Origin of the sequence: Streptomyces sp. DT190, assembly GCF_049846985.1 — a bacterium.
GTDB lineage: Bacteria > Actinomycetota > Actinomycetes > Streptomycetales > Streptomycetaceae > Streptomyces.
Genome location: NZ_JBNCNM010000008.1, coordinates 216,256 through 230,099 on the forward strand (window position 1 = coordinate 216,256; position 13,844 = coordinate 230,099).

At 73.8% G+C, this 13,844-nt stretch carries 12 protein-coding genes; 4 read left to right on the plus strand and 8 right to left on the minus strand.

What is annotated here, in order from left to right; genetic code table 11:
• Positions 1–11: 11 nt before the first annotated feature.
• The 3 genes from ACPXCS_RS17085 to ACPXCS_RS17095 form a co-directional block, all read right to left on the minus strand.
• Positions 12–1,013: an N-acetylglucosamine kinase gene (locus ACPXCS_RS17085; protein WP_425949210.1), complete on the minus strand. Its 1,002-nt coding sequence runs from the start codon at positions 1,011–1,013 to the stop codon at positions 12–14.
• On the minus strand, positions 1,010–1,687 hold the full coding sequence (locus tag ACPXCS_RS17090; RefSeq protein ID WP_425949209.1) for a uracil-DNA glycosylase: 678 nt from the start codon (positions 1,685–1,687) through the stop codon (positions 1,010–1,012). Before ACPXCS_RS17090 ends, ACPXCS_RS17085 begins: the two co-directional genes overlap by 4 nt.
• A gap of 87 nt (positions 1,688–1,774) precedes the next feature.
• Positions 1,775–2,932, minus strand: coding sequence for a WD40/YVTN/BNR-like repeat-containing protein (locus ACPXCS_RS17095; RefSeq protein WP_425949207.1), 1,158 nt, complete (start codon positions 2,930–2,932; stop codon positions 1,775–1,777).
• 176 nt (positions 2,933–3,108) lie between these two features.
• Here ACPXCS_RS17095 and ACPXCS_RS17100 point away from each other — a divergent pair, with 176 nt between their 5' ends.
• Positions 3,109–3,693, plus strand: coding sequence for an Rv1733c family protein (locus ACPXCS_RS17100; RefSeq protein WP_425949205.1), 585 nt, complete (start codon positions 3,109–3,111; stop codon positions 3,691–3,693).
• 96 nt (positions 3,694–3,789) lie between these two features.
• On the plus strand, positions 3,790–5,148 hold the full coding sequence (locus tag ACPXCS_RS17105; RefSeq protein WP_425949203.1) for a cytochrome P450: 1,359 nt from the start codon (positions 3,790–3,792) through the stop codon (positions 5,146–5,148).
• Position 5,149: 1 nt separating this feature from the next.
• Here the strand turns inward: ACPXCS_RS17105 and ACPXCS_RS17110 are convergent, their stop codons facing one another.
• From ACPXCS_RS17110 to ACPXCS_RS17125, 4 genes are all read right to left on the minus strand, one after another.
• Positions 5,150–5,695: a hypothetical protein gene (locus ACPXCS_RS17110; protein WP_425949202.1), complete on the minus strand. Its 546-nt coding sequence runs from the start codon at positions 5,693–5,695 to the stop codon at positions 5,150–5,152.
• Positions 5,683–5,904, minus strand: a complete 222-nt coding sequence (locus tag ACPXCS_RS17115; RefSeq protein WP_425949200.1) for a hypothetical protein — start codon at positions 5,902–5,904, stop codon at positions 5,683–5,685. Before ACPXCS_RS17115 ends, ACPXCS_RS17110 begins: the two co-directional genes overlap by 13 nt.
• Before the next feature lie 335 nt (positions 5,905–6,239).
• A complete protein-coding gene (locus ACPXCS_RS17120; RefSeq protein WP_425949199.1) occupies positions 6,240–8,321 on the minus strand; it encodes a HEAT repeat domain-containing protein in 2,082 nt (693 codons plus the stop codon).
• A gap of 85 nt (positions 8,322–8,406) precedes the next feature.
• The gene (locus ACPXCS_RS17125; protein ID WP_425949197.1) at positions 8,407–10,104 is read right to left on the minus strand and encodes an acyl-CoA dehydrogenase family protein; all 1,698 of its coding nucleotides are present in this window, start codon (positions 10,102–10,104) and stop codon (positions 8,407–8,409) included.
• A gap of 76 nt (positions 10,105–10,180) precedes the next feature.
• Here ACPXCS_RS17125 and ACPXCS_RS17130 point away from each other — a divergent pair, with 76 nt between their 5' ends.
• Complete coding sequence (locus tag ACPXCS_RS17130) at positions 10,181–10,939, plus strand: PaaX family transcriptional regulator C-terminal domain-containing protein (protein WP_425949195.1); 759 nt, start codon at positions 10,181–10,183, stop codon at positions 10,937–10,939.
• 72 nt (positions 10,940–11,011) lie between these two features.
• Here the strand turns inward: ACPXCS_RS17130 and ACPXCS_RS17135 are convergent, their stop codons facing one another.
• Positions 11,012–11,800 carry a pectate lyase gene (locus tag ACPXCS_RS17135; RefSeq protein WP_425949193.1) on the minus strand — a complete coding sequence of 263 codons (789 nt, stop codon included), beginning with the start codon at positions 11,798–11,800 and terminating at the stop codon, positions 11,012–11,014.
• Positions 11,801–12,526: 726 nt separating this feature from the next.
• Between ACPXCS_RS17135 and ACPXCS_RS17140 the strand changes: the two genes are divergently transcribed.
• Positions 12,527–13,795, plus strand: coding sequence for an extracellular catalytic domain type 1 short-chain-length polyhydroxyalkanoate depolymerase (locus tag ACPXCS_RS17140; RefSeq protein ID WP_425949275.1), 1,269 nt, complete (start codon positions 12,527–12,529; stop codon positions 13,793–13,795).
• Positions 13,796–13,844 lie beyond the last annotated feature (49 nt).

The window sequence follows — 13,844 nt, forward strand, 5'->3', positions numbered from 1 at the left end:
ACGGGATCGGATCAATCACCCGATCCGTCACCCGGCACGGTGGCCACGGTCAGCAGCGACTCGTCACCCGGCAGCGTGAGCTGACCGGCACTGAGCTCGGCCGCCATGCGCACCGCACCGTCCAGCGGATCGCCCGCGGCCGGCACCCGCCGCGCCAGCGGGAGCCGCTCGGCCAGCGCCTCGTCCAGCGGGCCGAGCAGCGGGTCGCCCAGCCTGAACAGGCCGCCGGTGACGGCCACCCGGGCCGCAGCGCCCGCCGGGCACACGGCCGCGGCCGACTCGGCGATGTGCCGCGCGGCCGCACGCAGGATGCCCGCCGCGACCGGATCCCCGTCCGCGCAGGCCACCGCGACCCGGGGCGCGAACGAGGCGAGCACGGCGGGCCGGTCGGACCGCGGATACAACGCCCCCGGCAGCCCGGTGATCGGTCCGAACACCTCCTCGGCCTCCTCCAGCAACCGGTCCGAACCGCCCGCGCGCCCGTCATGGGCCCGCAGCGCGGCCTCGAGACCGGCCCGCCCGATCCAGGCACCGCCCCCGCAGTCGCCCAGCAGATGCCCCCAGCCGTCCGCACGGCGCCAGCCGGTCAGATCCGTGCCGATCGCGATCAGGCCGGTACCGCCGGCGACCACCGCACCCGGCCGCGGCCCCAGTGCCCCCACGTACGCGGTCACGGCGTCGGCTGCCAGCGCGACGGTCCGCACGCCCAGCTCACGGGCCAGGGCGCCCGGCAGTTCGGCGCGCAGCGCGGCACCGAGGGAGGCGAGCCCGGCCGCGCCGACGACGGCCGCCGTCAGCCGCACCGGCCCGGTCTCGGCGGTCAGGGCCCGCACCAGCGGGAGCAGTTGGGCCATGAAGTGGCCGGGGTCGATGCCCCGCTCACCCGTGCGGACCGGCTCCCCGGACGCGCATCGCGCGAGCGGCCCGCGCTCGGCGGTCCCGACGACGACCCGGAGCCCGGACCCGCCGGAGTCCACCGCGAGGAAACCGGAGCCCTCCGGCGCCACCGTCACGGCAGGCGCCAGTCCACCGGTTGGCCGCCCTGGCGGATCAGCAGGTCGTTGGCCCGGCTGAACGGACGGGAGCCGAAGAAACCCCGGTCGGCGGACATGGGGGAGGGGTGCGCGCTCTCCACGGAGGGCAGGTCGCCCAGGAGCGGACGCAGATTGCGGGCGTCACGCCCCCACAGGACGGACACCAGCGGCTTGCCCCGCCCGGCCAGGGCCCTGATCGCCTGCTCGGTGACCTCCTCCCAGCCCTTGCCCCGGTGGGCGCCGGGCTTGCGCGGGGCGGTGGTGAGGGCCCGGTTGAGCAGCAGCACCCCCTGCCGCGTCCAGGGCGTGAGGTCACCGCTGGTCGGCTGCGGCACGCCCAGGTCGGTGTGCAGCTCCCGGAAGATGTTGATGAGGCTGCCGGGCAGCGGCCGCACCTCGGGTGCGACCGAGAACGACAGGCCCACCGCGTGCCCCGGGGTGGGATACGGGTCCTGACCGACGATCAGGACCCGTACGTCGTCGAAGGGCTGCTGGAAAGCCCGCAGGACGTTCGGGCCGGCCGGGAGGTAGGTGCGTCCCGCGGCTATCTCCGCGCGCAGGAAGTCCCCCATCGCGGCGACGCGTTCGGCCACCGGTTCCAGGGCCTTCGCCCAGCCCGCTTCGACGATTTCATGCAAGGGTCGTGGTGCCACGGGCGTCACCCTACTGCCGTACGGGCAGTGTCGATCAACCGGTGGCCAACGCCCCCGTGCAACCGCGTCCCCCGCCTCATCCGCGTCTCAGCCGACGACCGCGGCCCGGACGCACAGCACGTCCGGCAGGTGCGCGGCGAGCTGCTGCCAGCTGTCGCCGTCGTCCGCCGAGGCGAACACCTCGCCGTTGCGGTTGCCGAAGTAGACGCCCGCCGGGTCCGCGTCGTCCGTGCACATCGCGTCGCGCAGCACCGTGCCGTAGTGGTCCTCCTGAGGCAGGCCCGCCGAGAGCGGCTCCCAGCTCTTGCCCGCGTCCGCCGTGCGGTAGACCCGGCAGCGGTGGTCGGCCGGGACCCGGTCGGCGTCGGCGTTGATCGGGAAGACGTACGCCGTGTCGCCGCGGTGCGGGTGCGCGGCCGCCGCGAAGCCGAACGTCGAGGGCAGGCCCTCGCCGATGTCCGTCCAGTGCGCGCCCGCGTCGTCACTGCGGTACACGCCCCAATGGTTCTGCAAATACAGCCGGTCCGGGTCCGCAGCGTCCCGGGTGACCTTGTGCACGCACTGGCCGAACTCCGGGTTCGGGTCGGGCAGGAACACCGCGGAGACGCCCGAGTTGGACGGCGCCCAGCTCGCGCCCCCGTCGAGGGTGCGGAACACGCCGGCCGTCGAGACCGCGACCGTCACCGCCTGCGGGTCGCGCACGTCGGTGAGCACCGTGTGCAGGCCCTCACCGCCGCCGCCCGGCACCCACTTCGACCGCGTCGGGTGCTCCCACAGGGGGCGGACGAGCTCGAACGTCTCCCCGCGGTCCTCCGAGCGGTACAGCGCGGCCGGTTCCGTGCCCGCGTACACCACGTCCGGCTCGGCGGCGGCCGGATGCAACTGCCACACGCGCTCCAGGGACGCCCCGGTGTCCTTGGGGAACCTCACGGCCGGGCGGGCCGGTTCCGTCCAGGTCCGGCCGAGGTCGTCGGAGTGGAACACGGACGGGCCCCAGTGCGAGCTGTCGCCGCCGACCAGCAGCCGTGGGGCCGCGGTGCGGGTGTCGACGGCGACCGAGTACACGGCCTGCGCGTTGAAGTACGGGGTCTCGTCGAACTCCCAGGCGCCACCGCCTCGCCGGCGCCCGATGAACAGGCCTTTGCGCGTGCCCACGGCGAGCAGTACCTCGGTCATGCCGATCACCTCCGCGGCGTCGTCCTCGACGCCTTCTCCTCGGACACGGGCCAGTCTGCACCCCACCACTGACAGTCACCTCCGCACGGTGCGTCGGCGCAGGTCAGGGCGGTGTCGCGGGCCGTCGCTGCGGCTTAGGACAGGTCGCCGCCGACGCCGGAAGTACGTGCAGTGAGCATCCGGGCGGCCGTGTCCGTATGGGGAGGACGGCGGATGGTCCCGCGCTGGTGAGGAGGATGCCTTCGATGGCGTTACGTGGTCCGCAGGTGTGGCTGTGGCGCTGGCGGCGCAACCCGCTCAAGCGCCGTGCCGACCGGATCGAGACCTGGGTCGTCCTGGGCGTGTGGACGCTCACCGTGCTCGTCGGGGTGTCGGCGGGTGCGGCCGTGAGCCGGTCGGTCGAGGACGGGCTGGCCCGGGAGCGCGCGGAATGGCGCCCCCTGGTGGGACACCTCACCGAGCGGGCCCCCGGCACGCCGGCCGGGAGCGGCACCACCTCCCGCGCCGACCGGGTGTGGGCCGAGGCGAGCTGGACCGCGGCCGACGGGTCCGCGCACTCCGGGCAGCTGAGGGTGCCGGCGGGCAGCGCCGCCGGCACCCCGGTGACCGTGTGGACGGACCGCGAGGGGCGCCAGGTGCCCCGGCCCGTCACCGCCTCCCAGGCCCGCATCCGGGCCGCTCTCGTCGGCGGGGCGGCAGGTTTCGCGGCTGCCGTCGTCCCCCTGGCCGGCGGCCGCGCCCTGCGCACCCGCCTGGAACGCCGCCGCATCGACCAGTGGGACGCCGAGTGGTCCCGCTTCGGACCCATGTGGGGGCGGACGACGGGCTGACACACCACCGCGTGGCCGACACCACGCCGGTCGCGTGCATGCCTGCACGCGGGGAATGGGCAGTGATCCAGGGCCATTCTCGTGAAGGGACCGACCGTGGACATCACCGCGTCTCCCCCCATACCCCGGGCGGCGGGCTCCCTGCCGTTCGTGGGTCACGCGATACCGCTCCTGCGCGACAACCTGGAATTCATCGCCTCCCTTCGCCGCGCCTACGGCCCCGTCGTCGAGATCACGCTGCAGCCCGGCATCCGCACCGTCATCGTCCAGGACCCCGGACTCATCCAGGACATGCTCAAGGACAAGACCCTCGACAAGGGCCGCTTCTTCGAGAAGATGGGCCAGCTGCTGGGCGACTCGGTGGTCACGGCGGCCGGCGAGGAGCACACCGGCAAGAGACGCCAGCTGCAACCCGCCTTCGCCCGCGGCGAGATCGCCCGCTACGTCGACATCATGCGCGACGAGGCCGACGCCGCCGTCGACGGCTGGGAGCCGGGCCGTACTCTCGACGTCCGTGAGGCGATGGTCGCTCTCTCCCTCGACATGCTCGCCCGGACCGTGTTCTCCGGCAGCCTCGACGACACGACGTTCCGCAGACTGCGCCGCGACCTGTCCGTGGTGATGAACGGCGTGGGCGCCCGCATCATGCTGCCCGACTGGGTGGAGCGGCTGCCGCTGCCCTTCAACCGCCGGTTCGACCGGGCTCGGGACGCCGTACGGGCCACCGTCCACCGCGCCGTCGACGACCTCCAGGCCGCCGGGCACGACACCGGCGACATGCTCTCCCTCCTGCTGCGCGCACGGGACGAGGAGACCGGTCGCCCGCTGACGGCGCATCAGATCTGTTCGGAGATCCTCACCTTGGCCGTCGCCGGCACCGAGACCACGGCCTCGGTGCTGTCCTGGACGCTGTACGAACTCGCCCGGCACCCGGACGTCGAGGCCCGCGTCCTCGCCGAGCTCGACGACGTCCTCGGTGGTGGACCGGTCACGTTCGAGGACATCACCCGACTCCCGTACCTGGGGCGGGTCGTCACGGAGGTGACCCGCCTGCACCACACCGGGTGGCTGGTGACGCGCCGCACGGTGGCGGAGACCCGCCTCGGGCCGTGGACCCTGCCGGCCGGCACCGAGCTGGCGTACTGCCAGCACGCCCTGCACCGCGATCCCGCCCTCTTCCCGAACCCACTGGACTTCGACCCCGACCGGTGGCTGGACAGCGCGCAGCCCCCGCCTTCGGGGGCGTTCCTGCCCTTCGGCGCGGGCAAACACCGGTGTATCGGGGACCGGTTCGCCCTGACCGAGCTGATCACGGCTGTGGCGACGATCATCAGACGTGTGCGGCTCGACCTCACGCGTGGCACGGTGGTCCGTCCGGTGGCACGGGCCACCGTGCGCCCCCGCACCCTGTTGATGACCGTGCGGCCCAGACGGCCGGAGGCCCGGGCGGGTTGAGTCAGGTCTGCAGGAGTGCTTCCGGCTTGAGGGCGAACTCCTCCAGCCCCTCGAGCACATGGGCCGAGCCGTCGAGGGCCTGCTGCACCGTGCGCAACGTGGCGGCGTAGCACCGCCGGTCCCGTTCCCGTTCCTCTTGCGGCAGTTGGGAATCCGTCAGCCCCGCCGCGGCCCGCAGCACCTCCTCCTGCCAGGCCGACATGTGCGACACGGTGGACTTCGCCACGGTCACGGACTCGGATCCCACGGTGAGTGTGAGGGAGAAGCCGTACAGCCAGGACTCGGATGCCACGTCCCCGGCCGGTCCCAGGGTGAAGGCCAGTGACTCGCCCTTGTGGGGGTCCACCTTGAAGAACACGGGCTTCACCAGCCGGTCGCCCGCCTTCACCCCGACCGGCACCTCCACGGGGAAGCGCACCTGGTCGATGTTGCCGCCACCCGTACGGGAGCACTGGTTCATGTCGCGAGCGGCGAAGAAGGTGAACTCCGCGGACTTCACATAGGCCGTCCAGAAGCCGCCGCTCTCGTCCCCGTTCAGCCCTGGCATCTCGGCACATCCAGTACGGAGGCCTTCTGCGCCGACAGGCGGTCGGCCTCGACCGTGAAGATCTGCACGTGTTTCAGGCTGGGGCAGGTTTTGGCGTCCGGCTCACGCCATCGGTCGGCCACGAGGGTGAAGCGCGATTCCCTGACAGCGACCTTGCGGACCTTCGCCCCCGTCCTGACCGCCTGTCCGTAGTCCTTCGGCGCGGGCATCCGGAGCAGCGTTCCGACCACTGCGGGGTCGGCGGCCGGGGACGCCCCGTCCAGCACGACGACGTGACTGAACGAACTCGCGTTGCGGCGTGAGCGGCAGCTCCACCCCCAGACCGGGGACGGATGAGTCGACGAGCTGGTCGCCCCACGCGACGAGTGCGGCCTCTGCCATCCCCGAGACCGTGTCCTCCTCCGAGCCGTCCGAACACCCCGAGCAGCCCGAGCACAAGGCCACCAGCGCCACTGCCGCCGCCACACGCGTCATAGCCGGTCCCCCCGAAGACAGGCCCCCGATGCCGTGTCCGGCACTGTGATGCGCACCAGGTGACTGGTCATCAGTTCTCACCGGGGACGTGAGTGTCACCGGGCCCCTGTCCCCGTCCCCGTCCCTGGTTGTGTCCGCGACCGTGTCCGTCCCCCGCCAGCGCCTTCCGGCACACCCGCATCAGCGCCAGGTCCGCGTGGATGCCCTGCCCACCCCGGTGCGCCAAGTGCCTGCGCGGAGAGACGAGTTCGGCGCGCAGCAGGTCGTGCAGGGGCGCGCCCGCCGGGCCCAGGGCCGCCACACATCCGGCGATCGCCGCCCGGGTGCGCGGCTGCTCCGCCCACGCCGAGCGCAGGACCGGGAACACCGGCTCCCCGTCGCCCGACACCCGCCACACCGCGCACGCGGCCGCCACCCGCTCCACCACGTCCTCGGAGCCGGTCAGACGGTGCAGCCCGGGCAGGGCCGCAGCCGCGGCCGGACCCAGCCGTGCGAGGGCGTCCGCAGCCGCCGCGCGGCGTGCTCGGCCGCCACCGGCGCCTGTCAACGCCCCGAGCAGGACGGGCAGTACGGCCTCCGGTTCGCCGGTGACGGACCAGAGCGCCTGCGCGGCGTCGACGGCGCAGTCGGTGCCCAGCAGGCGGCGCAGCTCCGGTATCGCCTCGTGCGCGGCGGCGCCGAACCCCGCCAGGGCACGGACCGCCGCCCCGGCCACGGTCTCGCCCGGCCCCTCGGGCAGGCCCCGCAGCAGGCGCACCACCGACGGCACCGACGCGGTGTCCTCCAGGGCGGCGAGCGCCACCAGCAGGGGCACGGCCCGCTGCCCCGCGCCGGGGCCGTCGAGCGGCACACGTGCCAGGCGTCGCCGCAACGCCGGGGCCAGCGGGGCGGCGGCCCGCCCCAGGTGGGGTATCACCAGCCCCAGATCGTCCGGTACGACCGGTCCCGCCAGCACCTCGGCCAGCACCGCGACGGCCCGTACGTCCCCGGTACCGGCCAGCGCGCGCAGCGGGCCGCCCAGGGCGGGCACGCCCCGCTCCCCGTACCGGACGCGCAGCGCGGGGCGATGGGTCACCAGGGCGTGCAGCGGGCCGGCGGCGGGCGCGGCCAGCTCGGACAGCTCCAGCAGGACGGCGACCGCCGCGTCGTGCAACCGGCTCTCTTCCGCGCCCACCTGCGTCCCGATGAGGACGACCGGCTCCGGGTGGACGTCCCGCCACTCGCGGAACAGCCCGGCCGCCATCCACACGGCGTTGCACCGGTCCAAGGGGTCCGGGCTGGTCAACTGCCCGCACAGCAGGGCCACCCGGTCGGCCACCCGGTCACCGAGACCGTGGTGCAGGGTCCGCAGCAGCCGGGCGCCCTCCTCGTCCGAGGGCCGCAGCCGCCGCAGCCGCACGGCGAGCGTGTCCGTACCGGGACAGCCGTACGGGTGGACCGCCCCGGTGCGCTGCCGGGATCTGTCCCTGAGCAGCCGGACGGCGGTCGCCACGAGGTCCGCCGGCAGCTCCCGCGGGGCGCAGGCGGCGAGCTGGCCCAGCGCGGCGAGCCGCAGTCCGGGGCCGTACGGGGGCCCGCTCAGCTCGGTCAGCAGACTCACCGCCTCGGCGGCACACGGGTCGCCGACGGAGCCGTACCGCTGGGCGAACCGGCCGAGGGCCTCGGCCAGGCCGAGCAGGACGTGGTCGTCCCGCTCGACCGCGACCCGTTTCCGCAGCAGGGCGAGCACCCGCGCGGGCGGGGTCACGTACCGCACGAGGGCGGGCAGGGCAGCCCGGCGCACCCGCGCGTCCGGGTCGCCGGCGAGCCGGACGAACACCTCGGCGCCGGCCCGCAGCGCGGCGCGGGCGCGGTCGGCGTAATCGGGGGAGGCTCCCTCCGCGCCACCGATGCTGACCAGCAGCTCCACCACCCCCGCCCGGTCCCGTACCTCCTCGCGGACGGCGAGCGCGAGGAGAAACGGAACACAGGCGAGGGTCGCGTCGTACACGTCCCCCCGGTGGTGCACGGCGCCGTACATCCCGTCGAGCGCGGTCTCCCGCTCGGCCGGGTCGGCGGAGGCCAGTCCCCGGAGTAATCCGGGCACGTCCTCCGCGCTGCCGTCCGCGTGGCGCAGCGAGGCCCAGTCGACCTCGTCGATCCCCCTGAACACGTTGTCCTCCCCAGGCAAGTGCCGACTGACGGGGAGTCTGCACCACGGCACCGACAACGAAGCGGAATCGGGCGGTGACTGTCCGCTAAGCGTGTGCGGGTTGGCCGATCGCCGCTCGGTCCCCGCCGGGCAGCGCCCGCCGCACGATCGCGCCGAGGTCCGCGGCGTCCGGCAGCGTGCCGAACGCGTGCCCCCAGTCGCCCCCGAGCCGGGTCGCGCAGAACGCGTCGGCGACCGCGGCCGGGGCGTGCCGGACGAGGAGGGAGGCCTGGAGCGTGAGCGCCATGTCCTCCACGAGGCGGCGGGCGGTCGTCTGCGACGCCCCGGACAGCCGGTCCTTGAGCCGCGCCACGGCCGCGTCCAGCCGGGCGTCCGCGCCCCGGGCCGCCGCGAGCTCGCCGAACAGGGCCTCGGCCGTGCCCGGTTCGCGGCTCAGCGCCCGCAGCACGTCGAGCGCGTTGACGTTCCCTGAGCCCTCCCAGATCGACAGCAGGGGAGCCTCGCGGTAGTGCCGGGGCATGCCCGAGTCCTCGACGTAGCCGTTGCCGCCGAGGCACTCCAGGGCCTCCGCGGTGAAGGCCGGCCCGCGCTTGGTCACCCAGTACTTGCCGACGGCCGTGGCGATCCGGCGGAACGCGGCCTCGCCCTCGTCGCCGCGGATCGCCCGGTCGGCCGCCCCGGCCAGCCGCAGGGTGAGCGTCGTGGCGGCCTCCGACTCCAGCGCGAGGTCGGCCAGAACGTTGCGCATCAGCGGCTGGTCGGCCAGGCGGGCGCCGAACGCGCTGCGGTGCCGCGCGTGGTGCCCGGCCTCGACGAGGGACTTGCGCATCAGCGCGGCCGACATCATCACGCAGTCCAGCCGCGTGCAGTTGACCATCTCGATGATGGTCTTCACGCCCTGTCCCTCGGGGCCGACCAGCCAGGCGACCGTCCCGTCGAACTCCGGCTCGGAGGAGGCGTTGGACCGGTTGCCCAGCTTGTCCTTCAGCCGCTGGATGCGGAAGGTGTTGCGGGTGCCGTCGGGCAGCACGCGCGGCACCAGGAAGCAGGACAGCCCGCCCGGGGCCTGCGCCAGCACCAGGAACACGTCGCACATCGGCGCCGAGGTGAACCACTTGTGCCCGCGCAGGGTGTACACGCCCGGCTCGGCGGTGGGTGTGGCCGTCGTGGTGTTCGTGCGGACGTCGGAGCCGCCCTGCTTCTCGGTCATCCCCATGCCCGCGAGCAGTCCGCGCTTCTCCGTCGGCACGCGCAGGCCCGGGTCGTACTCCCGGCTCGTCAGCAGCGGTTCGTAGACCTTGGCCAGGTCCGGCCGGCGGCGCAGGACGGGGACGGCCGCGTACGTCATCGACGTGGGGCAGCCGTGCCCGGCCTCGGTGTGCCCCCAGGCCAGCCCGCCCGCGGTCCGCGCGACATGGGCGCCGGGCCGGTCGTCCGCCCAGGGCGACGCCGCCAGCCCCTCGGCGACGGCGGTGCGCATCAGGTGGTGCCAGCTCGGGTGGAACTCGACCTCGTCGACGCGGTGGCCGTAGCGGTCGTGCGTGCGCAGCTCCGGCGCGTGGCGGTCGGCCAGTTCGGCCCACTCCTGCGCCTGGGCGCTGCCGGCCAGCCTGCCGAGCCGCCGCAGTTCCTCCTCGGCCCAGCCGGCGCCCTCCCGCCGCAGCCCTTCCAGCAGGGCGGTGTCCTCGGAGGCGTCGTAGGGGGTGAGGGGCGGGGCCTGGTTGGTGACGTCGTGCGTGGCGGGTCCGCCGTGCACCCGCTGTTCGTCCGGTGTCGCGACCATGCCCCGAGTGTTGCATCTCCTCTGCGATCGCATCAATAGTGCAACAACGCGGACCGGCCGCGTACAGTACGTGACCATGCCGATGAACGACCCGGCGCGGTCCGGCGCGCTCGATCCGCGTCCGCTGTCCGCGCGCTCGGTGGTACTGAGCCTGCTGCTCGGCACGCATCCCCCCGAGCTTCCCGTCAGGGAACTCGTGCGGCTGGTGGAGGGCTTCGGCGTCGGCGGCTCCACTCTGCGGGCGGCGCTCAGCCGGATGGTGGCCGCCGGCGACCTGTGCCGCACGGACACCGGCTACCGCCTCAGCGACCGGCTGCTGGAACGCCAGCGCCGGCAGGACGACGCCGTGCACCCGCGCACCCGCGCCTGGGACGGCGACTGGGAGATGGTCGTGATCACCGCGACCGGGCGCGGCCCCGCCGAACGCGCCGAGCTGCGGGCCCGGCTGACCGGCCTGCGGCTGGCCGAACTGCGCGAGGGTGTCTGGCTGCGGCCGGCCAATCTCACCCGCGCCCTCCCCGGTGATCTGGACCGGGTCGCCGAGTACTGCACGGCCCGCCCCGGCCGCCCCGCGGGCGAACTCGCCGCCTCGCTGTGGCCGTTGGAGGCCTGGTCCGCCACGGCCCGGGCGCTGCTCGACCACATCGCCCGCGCGTCCGGCCCGGCCGGCCGGCTCACCGCCTACGCGGCCGTCGTACGGCATCTGCTGGCCGATCCCGTGCTGCCGCCCGGCCTGCTGCCCGAAGACTGGCCCGGTACCGGGCTGCGTGCCGCCTACACCGCCTACCAGCGGGAACTGGCCGGAGAGGTACGCGCACGCGTGGGCGGCGCATGACGCCGGCGGCCGTGCGCGGCGCCCGCCGGGACGCTGCGCACGGCCGCCTTCACCGTGGGGGGCTGCTCGGGACTACCTGTAGGTGATGTCCGAGGCCGAGTACAGGCAGTTGGTGCTGTCGGGGCCGGTACCGACCGCGGTGTTGTTGTTGTACTTCTGGCAGGGGACGACCTTGCGGCTCGCGTCGTTGCGGATGGTGATGCCGCGCAGCGTCGCCACGTCGTTGCGGTTGACGTTGATGCCGACCAGCCGCGCGGTGCTGCCCGTGCCGGTCACGTCGATGGTGTTGAGGTTGACCTTGCGCGTGTACTGCGTGGAGCAGTCGCCGCAGGAGCGGTAGAGCGTCTTGAACTCCTGCACCGCGAAGTTCGAGATGTTCAGCGTGCCGCCGCCGTTGTGCTGGAAGACCTTGTCCGCCGCCTTCTTCGCACCGCCGCCGATCACGTGGTACGTGGCGCCGGTGCCGCCGCGGAAGGTGGCGGCGTCCTCGCCGACGTCCTCCCACCAGACGTTCTGCAGCGTGCAGCTGCCCTCGCAGTGGATGCCGTCGGCCGCCGGGGCGCCGAGGATGACGTTCTTGAGCACCGCGCCGTCGGAGAGCCGGAAGATCGGGTCCTGGCCCTCCTCCTGGCCGTCGCCGGCCAGTTCGCCGGTGCCGTAGTACCGCTTCATCCCGTAGTCCTTGGTGCCGGACACCGAGATGGTGGCCGAGGTCCCCTGGCTGCCGTTCGGCGTCGGCCAGGTGGCGGCGCTCGCCGTGGGCGCGTTGGTAGTCATGATCATGCCAACCGACAGGCCGAGGGTGGCCAGTGCGCCGGTCAGTGCGCGCCTGCGGGCGCGCGGTCGTGTCGCAGAAGTCATGTCCCGATTCCTTCTGTTCGATCGAGCGGTGGGGGTGTCGGGCTTCCCGGCGCCCGCGTCCGGCGTCACCGGATCGGCGACGGAGGGTGCGGGCCCGGCCGGGCAGCGGTAGGGCGGTGGGCGAGGGTGCCGGCCGGGGGATCTCGGTCGCGGCTCCGCCGAGATCGCCGCGCGCCGGCCCGGCCGCGTCAGCCGGTCACGGCCGCCCGGCCGCGCCCGCAGGGGCGGACGCTGCGGCGCCGGCCCGGGCGGGTCTCGCTGTGCGGGTGCGTGGGGGGCGAGTACGCATGCGGGGTGCGTCCCTTCGTGGTGCCTCATGGTGCTGATCGGTCATGTACATGAATGACGTTTGCCATGCTGTTCACCGCGCGCGCTGCGCATGACCCGGTCCGAAGGCCCACCCCGTCCTGTATGTGCACTTCTCCAGGGTGGCAGGGGGCTTCGGGCGCCTTCGCATGGCGGCGAGGTGGCGCTGCTGGGTCACACTGCTGAACGGAACGTAGGGGGTAAGCGCTTTCTAGTCAACGCCTCGCGCAGAACACATTCGGTCACTCCTGGTCACGGCGATGCGAGCGTGGGAGCGCTTCCATGGGAGCCATGTTCATGCCACCATGCGACCAGTTCCGACGAACCGCCGTACGACGTCCTGCGAGCCTCGCCTCACTCCGAAGGGACCCGGACGTGCCTGCCACCCCCCACTCCACGGCGAGCGGCCTCCCGCGATCGATGCTCCTCGCGCTCCTCGCCGCGCTGCTGTCACTGGCCGCCACCGCGCTGCCGGCCCCCGCGGCCGCCACAGGCGAGAGGGCCGTGCCCGCCGCCGCCCTCACCGAGGTCACGGACTTCGGCGCCAACCCCAGCAACCTGCGCATGTACCTGTACGTGCCGGAGAACGTGCGGCCGAAGCCGGCCGTCGTGGTCGCCGTGCACTGGTGCACCGGCTCGGGTCCGGACATGTACCAGGGCACCGAGTACGACACCCTGGCCGACCAGTACGGATTCATCGTGCTCTACCCGTCGGTCACCCGCAGCAGCAAGTGCTTCGACGTCTCCTCGCCCCAGGCCCTGCGCCGCGGCGGCGGCAGCGATCCCGTCGGCGTGAAGTCGATGGTGGACTGGGTGCTGCGCACCTACGACGCCGACAGCGGCCGGGTGTTCGCCACCGGCGTCTCCTCGGGCGCGATGATGACCAACGTCCTGCTCGGCGACTACCCGGACGTGTTCGCCGCGGGCGCCGCCTTCTCCGGCGTCCCCTTCGGCTGCTTCGCCACCACCGACGGCTCCGAGTGGAACAGCGCCTGCTCGGGCGGCACGCTGATCCGCACCCCGAAGGAGTGGGGCGACCTGGTGCGCGGCGCGTACCCCGGCTACAGCGGACCGCGCCCGCGCATGCAGATCTGGCACGGCACCGAGGACGACGTCCTGCGCCACCCCAACTTCGGCGAGCAGATCAAGCAGTGGACGAACGTGCACGGGGTGAGCCAGACGCCGGCCGCCACCGACACGCCCCAGTCCGGCTGGACCCGCACCCGCTACGGAGGCACGGGCGACCGTGCCCAGGTGGAGGCCATCAGCCTCCAGGGCGTCGGCCACAACCTCTACGCCCACGGCATGGCGTCCCGCGTGCTGACCTTCTTCGGTCTGGACGGCTCGGGCCCCGCTCCCCAACCGCAGCCCGGCGCCTGCCGGGTGACGGCCTCGGTGAACGCCTGGAACACCGGCCTGACCGCCTCCGTGACCCTCACCAACACCGGCACGACGACGGTCGACGGCTGGAAACTCGGCTTCACGCTGCCCGCCGGGCAGACCGTCACGGGCGGCTGGGGCGCCACGTACACACCGTCCTCCGGGACGGTGACCGCGGCGAACGTGTCGTACAACGGCACGCTCGCGCCGGGCGCCGGCGTGAGCATCGGCTATCAGGCCACCCACACCGGCAACAGTGCCGGTCCGGCCGCGTTCACGCTCAACGGGACGGCGTGCGCGGCCGGTTGACGGACCGCCCGGGTGCGGGCCCTGGCCGTCGCAGCCCGGCCTGCCGGGG